This window comes from Bradyrhizobium sp. CIR18 (assembly GCF_014198295.1).
In the GTDB taxonomy this organism is placed as follows: domain Bacteria; phylum Pseudomonadota; class Alphaproteobacteria; order Rhizobiales; family Xanthobacteraceae; genus Bradyrhizobium.
In genome coordinates, this window is the sequence record NZ_JACIHF010000010.1 from 164,281 (window position 1) to 178,815 (window position 14,535).

The 14,535-nt window shown below is 65.6% G+C and carries 11 protein-coding genes; 5 read left to right on the forward strand and 6 right to left on the reverse strand.

Annotated features, from left to right (window positions below; genetic code table 11):
- The first annotated feature begins 248 nt into the window (after positions 1-248).
- The gene (locus GGD65_RS27495) at positions 249-1,739 is read left to right on the forward strand and encodes a DHA2 family efflux MFS transporter permease subunit (RefSeq protein WP_183237221.1); all 1,491 of its coding nucleotides are present in this window, start codon (positions 249-251) and stop codon (positions 1,737-1,739) included.
- A 495-nt stretch (positions 1,740-2,234) separates the two neighbouring features.
- Here GGD65_RS27495 and GGD65_RS27500 read toward each other — a convergent pair whose 3' ends face one another.
- The 3 genes from GGD65_RS27500 to GGD65_RS27510 form a co-directional block, all read right to left on the reverse strand.
- Positions 2,235-3,323 (reverse strand): hypothetical protein, encoded by a 1,089-nt coding sequence (locus tag GGD65_RS27500; RefSeq protein WP_183237222.1) that lies wholly within the window; start codon positions 3,321-3,323, stop codon positions 2,235-2,237.
- An 84-nt stretch (positions 3,324-3,407) separates the two neighbouring features.
- A complete protein-coding gene (locus tag GGD65_RS27505; protein WP_183237223.1) occupies positions 3,408-4,088 on the reverse strand; it encodes an RlmE family RNA methyltransferase in 681 nt (226 codons plus the stop codon).
- A 1-nt stretch (position 4,089) separates the two neighbouring features.
- Positions 4,090-5,163 carry a Ppx/GppA phosphatase family protein gene (locus tag GGD65_RS27510; protein WP_183237224.1) on the reverse strand — a complete coding sequence of 358 codons (1,074 nt, stop codon included), beginning with the start codon at positions 5,161-5,163 and terminating at the stop codon, positions 4,090-4,092.
- A gap of 210 nt (positions 5,164-5,373) precedes the next feature.
- On the opposite strand from GGD65_RS27510, the gene GGD65_RS27515 reads away from it, so the two are divergent.
- Positions 5,374-7,746, forward strand: coding sequence for a xanthine dehydrogenase family protein molybdopterin-binding subunit (locus tag GGD65_RS27515; protein WP_018317672.1), 2,373 nt, complete (start codon positions 5,374-5,376; stop codon positions 7,744-7,746).
- A gap of 166 nt (positions 7,747-7,912) precedes the next feature.
- Here GGD65_RS27515 and GGD65_RS27520 read toward each other — a convergent pair whose 3' ends face one another.
- Positions 7,913-8,710, reverse strand: coding sequence for a hypothetical protein (locus GGD65_RS27520; RefSeq protein ID WP_183237225.1), 798 nt, complete (start codon positions 8,708-8,710; stop codon positions 7,913-7,915).
- Positions 8,711-8,814: 104 nt separating this feature from the next.
- On the opposite strand from GGD65_RS27520, the gene GGD65_RS27525 reads away from it, so the two are divergent.
- The 3 genes from GGD65_RS27525 (at position 8,815) to GGD65_RS27535 (ending at position 12,278) form a co-directional block, all read left to right on the forward strand.
- Positions 8,815-9,318 (forward strand): YaiI/YqxD family protein, encoded by a 504-nt coding sequence (locus tag GGD65_RS27525; protein ID WP_183237226.1) that lies wholly within the window; start codon positions 8,815-8,817, stop codon positions 9,316-9,318.
- A gap of 1 nt (position 9,319) precedes the next feature.
- Positions 9,320-11,131: an ABC-F family ATP-binding cassette domain-containing protein gene (locus GGD65_RS27530; RefSeq protein ID WP_179730777.1), complete on the forward strand. Its 1,812-nt coding sequence runs from the start codon at positions 9,320-9,322 to the stop codon at positions 11,129-11,131.
- Between the two features lie 67 nt (positions 11,132-11,198).
- The gene (locus GGD65_RS27535; protein ID WP_183237227.1) at positions 11,199-12,278 is read left to right on the forward strand and encodes a D-TA family PLP-dependent enzyme; all 1,080 of its coding nucleotides are present in this window, start codon (positions 11,199-11,201) and stop codon (positions 12,276-12,278) included.
- Positions 12,279-12,375: 97 nt separating this feature from the next.
- Here the strand turns inward: GGD65_RS27535 and GGD65_RS27540 are convergent, their stop codons facing one another.
- Together GGD65_RS27540 and GGD65_RS27545 are read right to left on the reverse strand one after the other, a co-directional pair.
- Positions 12,376-13,596 carry a TIGR03862 family flavoprotein gene (locus GGD65_RS27540; RefSeq protein WP_183237295.1) on the reverse strand — a complete coding sequence of 407 codons (1,221 nt, stop codon included), beginning with the start codon at positions 13,594-13,596 and terminating at the stop codon, positions 12,376-12,378.
- Positions 13,593-14,510: an SDR family NAD(P)-dependent oxidoreductase gene (locus GGD65_RS27545; RefSeq protein WP_183237228.1), complete on the reverse strand. Its 918-nt coding sequence runs from the start codon at positions 14,508-14,510 to the stop codon at positions 13,593-13,595. Before GGD65_RS27545 ends, GGD65_RS27540 begins: the two co-directional genes overlap by 4 nt.
- Positions 14,511-14,535 lie beyond the last annotated feature (25 nt).

The following is a 14,535-nucleotide window of genomic DNA, read 5'->3' on the forward strand; positions in this document are numbered from 1 at the left end:
CCCACCCTCCCACTGTCATTCCGGGGCGCGACAAAGTCGCGAACCCGGAATCCATCACGCAGCCGGCCCTGCGGCCCAATGGATCTCGGGTTCGCGCCAAGGGGCGCGCCGCGGAATGACGGTGGCGGAGGGTCACACCGTTGTTACGCGGGACTTAGGTGCTATGCGTCGATCCGCAATGGTCGGGGACCAGTGGCGGTGATAAGCCGCAACTCCACCCCACTTCCGATTTTCATTACCAATCCGTCATGGTCGACAAGCAACGCATCATTCCGCTGATCGTGGCCACTGCTCTCTTCATGGAGAACATGGACTCGACGGTGATCGCCACCTCGCTGCCGGCGATCGCGGCCGACATCGGCACCAGCCCGCTGACGCTGAAGCTCGCGATCACGTCCTACCTGCTGTCGCTCGCGGTGTTCATCCCGGCGAGCGGCTGGACCGCCGACCGGTTCGGCGCGCGAATGGTGTTTGCGATCGCGGTCGGCGTGTTCATGGTGGGATCGGTCGGCTGCGCGCTCTCTTCCTCCGTCACCGATTTCGTGTTCGCGCGTATCCTGCAAGGCATGGGCGGCGCGATGATGACACCGGTCGGGCGCCTCGTGCTGCTGCGGTCAGTGGACAAGAGCGCTCTGGTCAACGCCATGGCGTGGGTAACGGTCCCTGCCCTCATAGGTCCTGTGATCGGACCACCGCTCGGCGGCTTCATCACCACCTACGTGTCGTGGCACTGGATCTTCCTGATCAACATTCCGATCGGGCTGCTCGGCATCTTCATGGCGCTGAAGTTCATCGACCCGATCAAGAGCGAGGAACGCGAGCCGTTCGACCTCTACGGCATGGTGCTGGCGGGCATTGGCCTTGCCGGCATCGCCTTCGGCCTGTCGGTTGCCGGTCTCAACCTGCTGCCGTGGAGCACCGTCGCCGCACTGATCGCGGGCGGCGCGATCTCGATGACGCTCTACGTCATTCACGCCCGGCGCACGGGCTCGCCGGTGCTCGATTTCTCGCTCCTGAAGCTGCCGACGCTGCGCGCGGCCGTGTTCGGCGGCTTCCTGTTCCGGCTCGGCATCGGCGCGCTGCCGTTCCTGCTGCCGCTCCTGATGCAGATCGGCTTCGGCCTGTCGCCGTTCCATTCCGGCCTCGTCACCTTCGCCTCCTCGCTCGGCGCCATGGGCATGAAGACGCTTGCCGCGCGCATCATCCGCACCTTCGGCTTTCGCAACCTGATGACGGTGAACGCGATCGTCAGCGCGTTCTTCCTCGCCGTCTGCGCGCTGTTCACGGTGACGACGCCGCTGCTCATCATCATGGTCATCCTGGTCGTCGGCGGCTTCTTCCGCTCGCTCGAATTCACCGCGATCAACACCGTCGCCTATGCCGACGTCGAGACCGCGCAGATGAGCCGCGCCACCACCCTCGTCAGCGTCAACCAGCAGCTCGCCGTCTCCGCCGGCGTCGCCGTCGGCGCGGCTTGCGTGGAAACGACGATGTGGTTCAACCATGTCAGCGAGATCGACGCCACCGTGTTCGCCCCCGCCTTCCTCGTGGTCGCGCTGACCTCGGCGGCGTCGAGCTGGTTCTTCTGGCAGATGCCCGTTGACGCCGGCCACGAGATCTCCGGCCGCAAGGCGGTTGAGATCGCAAGCCGCAAGGGCGCCGGCAAGGGTGCGGAGAAGGCGGCGGTCAAGGCGGCGAGCGAGGATACGCAGGACGTGCGGGATCAGCGGCTTGGATAATCAGAGGCTCGCGATGTCATGCACAGCATCGTGACTTCAAACTGCGCCCGCGCGTCAGCATTCGCCGCGGCGGCGAGAACAGCGCGGACGCCAGGTTCAGAAGCCGGAGAACAAACCTCTACCGGACATTCCCGATATACTTCATTCCCACATAAGGACCGGACAAGGCAAAGTCCGGTTGCGACGGAGGAGTGTTGAAACGGTTTGCGGCAGGATTGGCGTAGCTTCCGGTCTGCAATCCCTGAGGCTGAACCCTTGGCGTATTGGGGTTGGGCAATGTGCGGGACGTCACGCCGGTCCCGACGTTGGGCCTCTGTACATTCTGGGCATTTGCCAAGGCGGGCATCAGGACGGTGCCGAGTACAAGCGTCGCAGCTACGCCGGAAAGCGTTCCGATATGCATTGTGGCTATCCTCAAAATATTCGACCTAAAGTGGAGCACACCCCTCGAGGCCGATCAAGGGCTTGGGGCCGTGCTCCAGACGCGATGGCTGCTCAATTCCACGTGTAGCGGAGGCCGGCTTGAACTCCCGTGGTCTGGGTCGGGCTGTATCCTGCGAGCGGCTTGCTGGGACCGCCGGCCGGTCCGATCGCGTGCACCTCGATATAGGAGGTGAAACTCGGGCTCCAGACAACGGCAATCTTGCCGGACCCGCGATAGCCGATTGCACTTGTGGGAATGATTGGCCCGACAACTCCGAGCGCGCTCGAGTCGGTGATCTGATAGGCGAACAAGGAGACGGATGGCTGAACCGTGTAATCCATCCATCTCATTTGGGTACCGAACCGGGCCCCGCCGTGCACCTCCGTCGTATCGGAAATTTTGGTCCCGAAGTTCTCCGAGTAGCCTTCGGAGTAGGTCATTCCGATCCCGGGCTCGATGAACACCGAAAAGGGAAAATCAAACCGGTATTGCACGTTTCCGGTGAAGCCGAGCGAGTTGCCCTCAATGACCGCTGGGGCGAATCCGGAGCCTGACAGCGTGCTTCTAGTCCAGCCGACGAAGCTGGTCAGATCGGCGGAAAGGCCTCCCCTCAGATATGCGACCGTGACCGAGGTCGAAGGTGCGGTGGTGTCGACCGTCAACAGACCGCCCTGGTGGGACCAGGAGCCACCCCCCGTCCCGATGAACGTAAGCGCGTCGTCACCGGCGAAAATCCCGATCTTCGTCACATCGAATGCTCCGGTGACTGACGAGGTGTCGGTCACGATGCCAGCGGTCATGGAGCGGTCTACGCCGCCGATCAAATTGCCGCTGTAGAGCCAGCCTGAAGCGACAGCAGGGATCGCGCCCGGCGCTTTCGCGTAAGCAAGAGCCCGGAAGGGATCGTCGACACCACGGGCAGCGAACGGATCACGGTTGTCGAAATCCGATCCGCCTACACCGAACGCGAGTCTGCCGGAGGACGGCAGAACAATGTCTCGCCGGCGCAACTGGTCACGAACGTTCTGCAGAATGTTCTGCACTACGTTGTTGTTGATTTCCTGATAGATGCTGATGCCGCCGGACTGCGCTGCGGCCGGCTGCGCCACCATCAGTGTGAAAGCTGCTGCCGCAACGCTCGAAAATGCTCGAAACTTCATTTTGGCCTCACCCCGGGAATCCCGCGATGAAACTAGCCGAACAATGCGTTGCAGCACTAGTGCAAAACGGGACGTTGCAACCCGCTACAACCCGCCCCGAAATCCCGTCGCCAGCACGTAGCGTTCCGAGGAATCCTGCCGGCTCGCCGCCGGTTTGACGTGACGCACCATCGCGAAATCGCGCTTGAGCTGGGCGAGCAGATCGGCGTCGGCGCCGCTCTGGAACGTTTTTGCGAGAAACGCACCGCCGGGCTTGAGCACGTCGCAGGCAAACGCGGCCGCCGTCTCGACCAGGCCGACGATACGGAGCTGGTCAGTCTTGCGGTGGCCGGTGGTGTTGGCGGCCATGTCGGACATCACGAAATCGGCGCCGCCGCCCAGCATCGCGGTCAGCTTGTCCGGCGCATCGTTGGCCATGAAGTCGAGCTGCGCGAAATCCACGCCGGGAATCTCGGGCATTTCCAACAGATCGATGGCGACGACCTTGCCCTTGCCCTCTACCGATCCGACGCGCTTGGCCGCGATCTGGCTCCAGCCGCCGGGCGCCGCGCCAAGGTCGACCACGGCCATGCCGGGTTTCAAGAGCCGGAATTTGTCGTCGATCTCCAGAAGCTTGAACGCGGCGCGCGAGCGATAGCCCGCCGCCTTGGCCTTCACGACATAGGGATCGTTGAGCTGACGCTCCAGCCACAGCTTCGACGACAATTTGCGCTTGCCGCCGGTCTTGACCTGGACGTGCAAGCGGCCGGTGGTGTCCTTGGCCATCTCACCAGCTCCTGAGCGCGCCGTCCTCGCGCATCATCTCGACCAGCATGCCCTCGCGCAGGCCACGGTCGGCAACGCGCAGGCGCGGCAGCGGAAAGGCGCGCCTGATAGCATCGAGGATGGCGCAGCCGGCGAGCACGAGATCGGCGCGCTCGACGCTGATGCAGCTGTTGCCGGCGCGCTCCTCATAGCTCATGCCGAGCAGCTTGTTGATCGTCGCGGTGATGTCGGAATCGTTCATCCAGATGCTGTCGATGCGGCGGCGGTCATAGCGCGCGAGGTTGAGATGGATGCCGGCGAGCGTCGTCACCGTGCCTGAGGTGCCGAGCAGGTGCATGTCGGCGAGATCACCGCCGTGGACCTCGGCGAACGGCGCGACGTGGTTCGCGACCTCCTGCTCCATGGCGGCGTAGATCTCCGGCGTCACGTCGCGGCCGCCGAACTGCTCGGCGAGCGTGACCACACCGTACGGGATCGACATCCAGGCCTTGATCCGCGGCTCCGGATTGTCCGCGTCGCGCTCGATCCGCACCAGCTCGGTCGAGCCGCCGCCGATGTCGAACAGGATCGCGCCGCGTCCCCGCGGATCGACCAGCGGCGAGCAGCCGAGCACGGCGAGCGCGGCCTCGGTCTCGCGGTCGATCACTTCGAGCTCGATGCCAGTTTCGGCCGCGACGCGGCTGCGGAACCCCTCCGCATTCGACGCGGCTCGGCAGGCTTCGGTCGCGATCAGCCGCAACCGGCGCGCTTTGCGCAAATTGATCTTGTCACGGCAGATGCTGAGCGCGGCGATGGCACGCTCGATCGCGGCCTCGCTGATACAGCCGGTCGCCGAGACCCCCTCCCCGAGCCGGATGATGCGCGAGAAGGAATCGACGACGCGAAAGCCGTCCTGGGTCGGACAGGCGATCAGCAGCCTGCAATTGTTGGTGCCGAGGTCCAGCGCCGCATAGACGCCGGTTCCCGACGCCTGCGCGCCGACAGCCGGATCAGTGGCCAATGCCACCGCCGCCATCGACCCCTCCAGCTCACCGTGCGGCACATGGCCGTCGCGGAGCCGCGTGTGGTCATTCATACAAACTGTCTTTCCGCGGCCGGTCGGGCCGGTCTGGAATTGATTTTTCGCCTGAAACATTAGCAGCGCAGCCGGCCTGCGCAACAACGCATCACATGGGACCATGCCCATTCGTGCGTTGTCGTGAACGGGGTGGTGGGTTATCTCAATGGGGTCCGGTGCCCCGCTGCCGCGAAAATGCGCAAATGCCGGCTTTTCAGGTCATTTCCCATGCAAGAACACACCAAATCGTCCACGCTCGAAAACGCTATTGCACTGCAAAAATATGGCGTCGGGCAGCCCGTCCGCCGCAAGGAGGACGACACGCTGGTGCGCGGCAAGGGCCGCTATACCGACGATTTCAACCTGCCCGGCCAGGCCTATGCCGTGGTCATCCGTTCCACCCACGCCCATGGCACCATCCGCGGCATCGGCATTGATGCCGCCAAGGCGATGCCGGGCGTGCTCGGCGTGTGGACCGGCAGGGATCTCGATGCCGCCGGCTATGGCCCCTTCACCTGCGGCCTGCCGCTGAAGAGCCGCGACGGCTCGCCTTTGCTCCAGACCAACCGCCAGCCGCTGGCGACCGACAAGGTCCGCTTCGTCGGCGATCCCGTCGCCTTCGTCGTGGCCGAGACGCTGGCGCAGGCGCGCGACGCGGCCGAGGCGGTCGAGCTCGATATCGAGCCGCTGCCGGCTGTGACCGACCCTGAAGAAGCTGCCAAGCCCGGCGCGCCGCAGCTCTATGAGCACATTCCCCACAACATCGCGCTCGACTACCATTACGGCGACATGGACAAGGTCAACGCGGCCTTTGCCAGCGCCGCCCATGTCACCAGGATGGACATCGAGAACACCCGCGTCGCCGTGGTCTCGATGGAGCCGCGCGTCGGCCTTGCCTCCTACGACAAGACAACCGAGCGCTACACGCTTCAGGTGCCGACGCAGGGCGTCGCCGGCAACCGCGCCAACCTCGCCAAGAACCTGAAAGTGCCGAACGAGAAGGTGCGCATCCTCACCGCCAATGTCGGCGGCTCCTTCGGCATGAAGAACATCAACTATCCCGAGTACATGTGCATCCTGTACGCGGCGAAAGTGCTGGGCCGCCCGGTGAAATGGCTCGACGAGCGCTCGACCGCCTTCCTCTCCGACAGCCACGGCCGCGCCCAGAAGATCCATGCCGAGCTCGCGCTCGACGCCGAGGGGCATTTCCTCGCGGCCAAGCTGTCCGGCTACGGCAATCTCGGCGCCTACATCACCGGCGTCGCGCCGGGACCGCTCTCGCTCAACACCGGCAAGAATTTCTCCAGCGTCTACCGCACGCCGCTGATGGCCGTCGACATCAAGGTGGTGCTGACCAACACCACGCTGATGGGCGCCTATCGCGGCGCCGGCCGGCCGGAGGCGAACTATTACATGGAGCGGTTGATCGATCGCGCCGCCGACGAGATGGGCGTCAACCGGCTGACCTTGCGCAAGCGCAACTTCATCAAGCCGAACCAGATCCCGTTCGCGGCCTCCTCCGGCGTCACCTATGACAGCGGCGACTTCCAGGCCGTGTTCAACAAGGCGCTCGAGATCTCCGACCACGAGAATTTCGCCAAGCGCAAGAAGGAGAGCAAGAAGACCGGCAAGCTGCGCGGCATCGCGGTCGGCTCCTATCTCGAGGTCACCGCGCCGCCGAGCCCCGAGCTCGGCAAGATCGTGTTCGACGCTGACGGCTCCGTGCAGCTCATCACCGGCACGCTCGATTACGGCCAGGGCCATGCCACGCCGTTCGCGCAGGTGCTGAGCGAGCAGCTTGGGGTTCCCTTCGAGAGCATCAAGCTGGTGCAGGGCGACAGCGATATCGTCCATACCGGCAACGGCACCGGCGGCTCGCGCTCGATCACGGCAACCGGCCAAGCCATCGTGGGGGCTGCCAAGCTCGTCATCGAGAAAGGCAAGCGCGCAGCGGCGCATATGCTGGAGGCGTCCGAAGCCGACATCGAATTCGAAGGCGGCAGCTTCACCATCGCCGGCACCGACCGCAGCATCGACATCATGGAGCTCGCCAAGAAGCTGCACGACGGCAAGACGCCGGAAGGCGTGCCCGATAGCCTCGACGTCGATCACACCAGCGAACCGGTCGCCTCGGCGTTTCCGAACGGCTGTCACGTCGCCGAGGTCGAGATCGATCCTGAGACTGGCGTGGTGCAGATCGTGCGCTACAGCGCGGTCAACGATTTCGGCACGGTGATCAACCCGCTGCTGGTCGCAGGCCAGCTCCATGGCGGCGTCGTCCAGGGCATCGGGCAAGCCCTGATGGAGCACATCCGCTACGACGAGAGCGGCCAGCCGATCACGGGCTCGCTGATGGACTACGCCCTGCCCCGCGCCGAGGACGTTCCCAACATGACGGTCGGCGATCACCCGGTGCCGGCCACGACCAATCCGCTCGGCAGCAAGGGCTGCGGCGAAGCGGGATGCGCCGGCAGCCTGTCGACGGTGGTGAACGCGGTGCTCGACGCGCTCTCGGATTACGGCGTCAAGCACATCGACATGCCGCTGACCCCGGAGCGTGTGTGGCGGGCAATCCAGGATGGTAAGGCGAAGGCGGCGTAGTCGTCGTTCACCTCTCCCCGCTTGCGGGGAGAGGTCGAAGCCGGAGCGCAGCAAGGCTTCGGGTGAGGCGGACTCTCCGCGAGTCCAACTTTCATCGTCCTTGCGGAGACTCCCCCTCACCCGCCGCGCGTCGGCCTCTCCCCGCAAGCGGGGCGAGGCGAAGACCCTACGCCGCCTGCTCGCGCGGCTGGTAGATCGCAATGTGCTGGCAGTGGGCGAGCGGCGTGGTGCCGTTGGCGACGACGAGCGCGTCAAGCTCGACGAAGCGGTGGCCCTTCTTCTCGTAATTGGCCGTGACCTTCGCCCGCGCGGTGATCTCGTCGCCGGTGCGTACCGCCGACAGCAATTGCATGCGGCTGCCGACATGGATCCACGGGCCGAGAATGGTGTTGTCGACCAGCACGCGGTTCATGACGCGCTGGATCAGGCCGGGATGGCCGAGTCCTTCGCGCGCAAAGATCGGATCGGTTTCCCTGATGTCGGCGAGATAGTCAGCCGCATCCTGCCCTGCCCAGCGCCGGGGCGTCGTGCCCAGCCATTTGCCGGTCTCGAACGTCGCGGGACTGACCGGCTTGCGCTCGGCCACCACGGGCATCGCGACATAGTCGCTCGGCGACACCACAGGCGCGGCCGCCGGCAGCGAGGCCGTGCCTGTCGCGCAGAGCTCGGTACGGCTGAACACCTCGATCGTCAGCAAGCCGTTGTGCTCGGTCGCATCGACATCGGCGGTCTCGCCATCATAGACCGGCTTGATGAAGCGGGCCTCGACCAGCCCGCGGGACAGGAAATCGCGGCCCCAGCGCGCCACCGGCACGTGCATCATGTAGGCGAAGACATCGACGCCCGGGACCAGCCCGCCGGAAAAGCCGAAGCGGCGCGCCACCGTGTCGTCATGCATCTTGTTTTCGGATTGCTTGGCGGTGTTGTAGGCCTCGACGCGCCAGGTTTCGAGCCGGTTCGGCATGGGGTCATCTTCCCTGTTCTTGTTGTTTCGGACGGATCGTAGGCCCCAGGGAACACCGGTCAATCCCCTCGCCTTTGCGGCCCGAATGGGGTACCACGCGGCGAATGACTGAAACCCCCACCCGCATCTATGTCGACGCCGACGCCTGCCCGGTAAAGGACGAGATCTATCGCGTCGCGCTCCGGCACGGCGTGCCCGTGAGCGTGGTCGCCGGCAATTTCATCCGCGTGCCGCACGATCCGCTGATCGAGCGCATCGCCGCAGGCGCCGGCATGGACGCCGCCGACGACTGGATCGTCGAACGCGTCAAGCCCGGCGACGTCGTCGTGACCTCCGACATTCCGCTGGCGAGCCGCTGCGTCAAGGCCGGCGCCGACGTGATCGCGCCGAACGGCAAGCCGTTCACGGAGGAGTCGATCGGGATGACGCTGGCGGTGCGCAATCTGATGACGGATCTGCGCTCGGCCGGCGAAGTCACCGGCGGCCCGCGATCATTCGCGCCGCGCGACCGCTCCGCCTTCCTCTCGGCGCTCGACCAGACGCTGCGCCGGATCCAGCGCCGCCGCGCCGATCAGGCCGCAACGAGCCAGAATTTGAGTCAGGGCTGACATGGCGCCGCCGCTGATCCAACTGAAAGACATCAGGCTGACCTTTGGCGGCACGCCACTGCTCTCGGGCGTCGAGCTCAATGTCGCGCCATCCGAGCGCGTCTGCCTGATCGGCCGCAACGGCTCGGGCAAGTCGACGCTGCTGAAGATCGCGGCCGGCCTGGTGGAGCCCGACGGCGGCACGCGCTTCGTGCAGCCCGGCGCCACCGTGCGTTACCTGCCGCAGGAGCCCGACTTCGGCGAGCACAAGACCACGCTGGCCTATGTCGAGTCCGGTCTCGCGCCCGGCGACGATCAGCACCAGGCGCGCTACCTGCTGGAGCAACTCGGACTGACCGGTGACGACAACCCGCATAATCTCTCCGGCGGCGAGGCCCGCCGCGCGGCGCTGGCGTATGTGCTGGCGCCCTCGCCGGACATTTTGCTGCTGGACGAGCCGACCAACCATCTCGATCTCGCCACCATCGAATGGCTGGAGCAGGAGCTCGACTCCAGGCGCGGCGCACTGGTGATCATCAGCCACGACCGCCGCTTCCTCACCAATCTCTCGCGCGCCACCGCGTGGCTCGACCGCGGCAAGATCAAGCAGATCGACCGCGGCTTTGCCTCGTTCGAGAGCTGGCGCGACGAGGTGCTGGCGGAAGAAGAGCGCGACCAGCACAAGCTCGACCGCAAGATCGTCGACGAAGAGCACTGGCTGCGCCACGGCGTCTCGGGCCGCCGCAAGCGCAACGTCAAGCGCCTCGCCAATCTGCACACGCTGCGCGACCAGCGCCGCAACTACCGCGGCACGGCCGGCACCGCCAGCCTCGCGGCGGCCGAAGCGGAGCAGTCGGGCAAGCTGGTGATCGAGGCCAAGGGCGTCACCAAGGCCTATGGCGAGCGCAAGATCGTCGAGAATTTCTCGACCCGCATCCAGCGCGGCGACCGGCTCGGCATCATCGGCCCCAATGGCGCCGGCAAGACCACGCTGGTCAATCTGCTCACCGGCGGCGCAGAGCCGGATTCCGGAACGGTGCGCCTCGGGGCCAATTTGGAGATAGCGACGCTCGATCAGCACCGCGAAAGCCTCGATCCCAAATCGACGCTGGCCGAAGCACTGACCGGCGGTCGTGGCGACCAGATCATGGTCGGCGGCAAGCCGAAGCACGTCGTCGGCTACATGAAGGACTTTCTGTTCGCGCAGGAGCAGCGCGGCACGCCGGTGGAAGTGCTCTCGGGCGGTGAGCGCGGTCGGCTGATGCTGGCGCGCGCGCTGGCAAAACCCTCGAACCTGCTGGTGCTGGACGAGCCGACCAACGACCTCGATCTCGAAACGCTCGACGTCCTCGAAGACATGCTCGGCGACTACGAGGGCACCGTCATCCTGATCAGCCATGACCGCGACTTCCTCGACCGCGTCGTCACCTCCGTGATCGCACCTGAGGGCAACGGCAAGTGGACCGAATATGCCGGTGGCTACAGCGACATGCTGACCCAGCGCGGTGCGGACCTGAAGCGCGAGACGGCGAAGGCCCAGCCGGTTGCGGAGAAGAGAGAGGAGCGCGCCGCTGCTCCCGCCTCCGCACCGAAGCGCAAGCTGAGCTTCAACGAGAAGCATGCGCTGGAAACGCTGCCGAAGAAAATGGAGACGCTGCAGGCCGACATTGCAAAACTGCAGCGCGTGCTCGACGATCCAAATCTCTATGCGAAAGATCGCAAGAAATTCGACGACACCTCCGCCGCTATCGCCAAGGCGCATGATGAACTGTCTGCCGCTGAAGAGCGCTGGCTCGAACTTGAAATGCTTCGGGAAGAAATTGAGCAGGCCTAGCGCGCATTCCGCAAAAGTGGGCACCAGTTTTGCGACCAGAATGCGCGCCAACTAAGAGACGACTCCCATGACAACTCCCCTCGCTGCAAAAATCGCCCGCGAATACGGCACGCCCTGCGCCGTCATCGACATGGACAGGGTCGAGCGCAACATCGCGCGGATCCAGAAAGCCTGCGACGAGGCCGGTGTCGCCAACCGTCCGCACATCAAGACCCACAAGAACCCGACCATCGCCAAGATGCAGGTTGCGGCCGGCGCCAAAGGCATCACCTGCCAGAAGCTCGGCGAAGCCGAGATCATGGCCAACGCCGGCATCGACGACATCCTGATCAGCTACAACCTCCTCGGCGAAGAGAAGTTGGCGCGGCTCGGCGCGCTGCAGGCGAAGGCCAACATGACGGTGGCCGCCGACAATTCGACCGTCGTCGCCGGCCTGCCCAAGGCTGCTGCGGCGTCGGGCCGTCCGCTCTCGGTCGTGGTCGAATGCGATACGGGGCGCAAGCGCGCCGGCGTCGAGACCCCGGCGGAGGCGATCGCGCTGGCGCGCGAGATCGCCGCATCCAAGGGGCTGCAGTTCGCCGGCTTCATGCTGTATCCGACCGAGACCGGCTGGGCGGACGCGCAGAAATTCTACGACGAGGCGCTGGTCGGCGTGCGCGCGCACGGGCTGGACGCAAAAATCGTCTCGACCGGCGGCACGCCGAACCTGAAGAATATCGGCAAGCTCAAGGGCGGCACCGAGCATCGCTTCGGCACCTACATCTACAACGACCGCATGCAGGTCGCGGCGGGCTCCGCCACCTGGGACGACTGCGCGCTGCACATCTATTCGACCGTGGTGAGCCGCGCCGCGCCCGAGCGCGGCATCCTCGATGCCGGCTCGAAGACGCTCACCACTGATACCGGCGGTCTCGACGGACACGGCCTGATCCTGGAGCATCCCGAAGCCAAGATCGCAAAATTCGCCGAGGAGCACGGCTTCCTCGATCTCTCCCGCAGCAACACGCGGCCCAATGTCGGCGACGTCGTCCGCATCGTGCCGAACCACGTTTGCGTCGTCGTCAACATGATGGACGAGGTGGTGATGGTCCGCGGCGAGGAGATCATCGGCACGCTGCCGGTGGCGGCACGGGGCAAGCTGCGGTAGACGAGCTGCCGTAAGGTGGGCAAAGCGAAGCGTGCCCACGACTTCTCGTCGTAACTGCGAAAGATCGTGGGCACGGCTCTTCGCGCCTTTGCCCACCCTACGATTTCTTGAGCCAGCTCAGCACGCCCCTGCCCGCCGCAGCGCCGGTGGCAAACGACGCCTGCAGCAGATATCCGCCCGTGGGCGCCTCCCAATCCAGCATCTCGCCCGCGGCAAACACGCCCGGCAGCTTGCGCAGCATGAAGTGGTTGTCGATCTCGTCGAAGGTGATTCCGCCCGCAGTCGAGATCGCGCGATCGATCGGGGCAACGCCGCTTAGCTGCACCGGGATTGCGTTGATCAGATGCGCAAGCTCGGCCGGCGAGAACGAGGCCAGTGGCCGGCCGGACACGATGGCGGCCTCCTGCATCAGGCCGATTCCGACCGGCGACAATTGCGCCGCCTTGCGCAGGAAGTTCGCGAGCGATTGCTTGCCGCGTGTCCCTGACAGCCGCGTGGTCAGAGCGGCGGCGTCGAGGTCGGGCCGCAATGCGATCGAAAGCGTCGCCTGCCCGAGACTGAGCACCTCCTCCCGTAACTCCGCCGACAGCGCGTAGATCGCGCCGCCTTCGATGCCGATACGGGTGATCATGGCTTCGCCGCGCACCGTATGCGCGCCGATCGTCAGCGCCACGCCCTTGAGCGGCTGGCCCTCGAAACGATCGCGGAACACATCAGACCAGGCGACCGTGAAGCCGGAATTGGCTGGCCGCAGCTTTGAGATGGCAACGCCCTTCGCGGCAAGGATGTCGGCCCAGCTGCCATCCGACCCCAGCCGCGGCCAGCTGGCGCCGCCAAGCGCGAGCACGGTGGCGCTGGCAGTGACGGCCGCTGCGCCATCGGGCGCTCGAAACACCAGCCGCCCCTCACCGTCCCAGCCGGTCCAGCGATGACGAAACGCAAACCGCACGCCGCTGGCATCGAGCCGCCGGAGCCAGGCGCGCAGCAAGGGCGAGGCCTTGAACGCCTTCGGAAAGACGCGCCCGCTGCTGCCGACGAAGGTCGGCTCGCCCAGCGCTTCGCTCCACGCGCGCAACGCCTCAGGCGAAAACGCCTCGACCGCCGCCTGCAGCTTCGGTGCGGCCTCGCGATAGCGCGCCATGAAATCCAGCAGCGGCTCGCTGTGGGTGAGGTTGAGCCCGCCGCGGCCGGCCATCAGGAATTTTCGGCCCGCGGACGGCATCGCGTCGTACACGGTGACGCGCGCGCCGCCCCGCGCCAGCATCTCCGCCGCCATCAGCCCGGCGGGACCGGCCCCGATGACGGCGATGTCAGTCAGAGCTTGATCCCCGCCCGTGCCGCCGCCTGCGCCACGTATTTCTGAGTCTGCTCGAACGCCCCGGTCAGCGCCTTGGCTTTCGACATGTCGCTGATCTCGGCGAAATGCGCGGCGACGGCGTCCGGCGTCCATTCGGATTCCGGCAGGTTGATGCCCTCGCTCTCCACGATCTTGATCACGGCGAACGATCCTGCACCGGCGCCCATGATGGTGCGGGTCGGCGCGTCCTCGCTGAGCATGTACTCGACCGCGGGCGTGATCGCGTTCGGCTTCATCAGTTGCAGCGCCTGCGGCGGCAACAGCTCTTCCGTCATGCGGGTAGCGGCCGTCGGCGAGATGATGTTGACGCGGATGTCGGTCTTGCGGCCTTCTTCGGCGAGCACGTTCATCAGGCCGACCATGCCGGACTTGGCCGCGCCGTAATTGGCCTGGCCGAAATTACCGTAAAGGCCGGAGGACGACGTCGTCAGCACGATGCGGCCATAGTTGCGGTCGCGCATGCCGGCCCAGGCCGCCTTGCAGCAATAGAAGGTGCCGACGAGATGCACGTCGAGCACCTTTTGGAAGTCGGCCGCTTCCATCTTGCCGAACGACTTGTCGCGCAAAATGCCCGCATTGGCGCACAAGAGGTCGACGCTGCCCCACTCCTTGGTGGCGCGCTCGACCATGGCGGTGACCTGCTCGAAATTGGAGACGTCGGCTCCATCCGCCATCGCGGTGCCGCCGGCCTTGCGGATTTCCTCGACCACGGTCTCGGCCGGCGACAGCGAGCCACCGGTGCCGTCACGCGCGCCGCCGAAATCGTTGACGACCACTTTCGCGCCGCGGCTGGCCAGCCCCAGCGCATGCGCGCGCCCCAGACCATTGCCCGCGCCGGTGACGATGGCGACGCGTCCGTCGAACCTGATTGCCATGAGTGAAGGTCTCTATTTCTTCTTC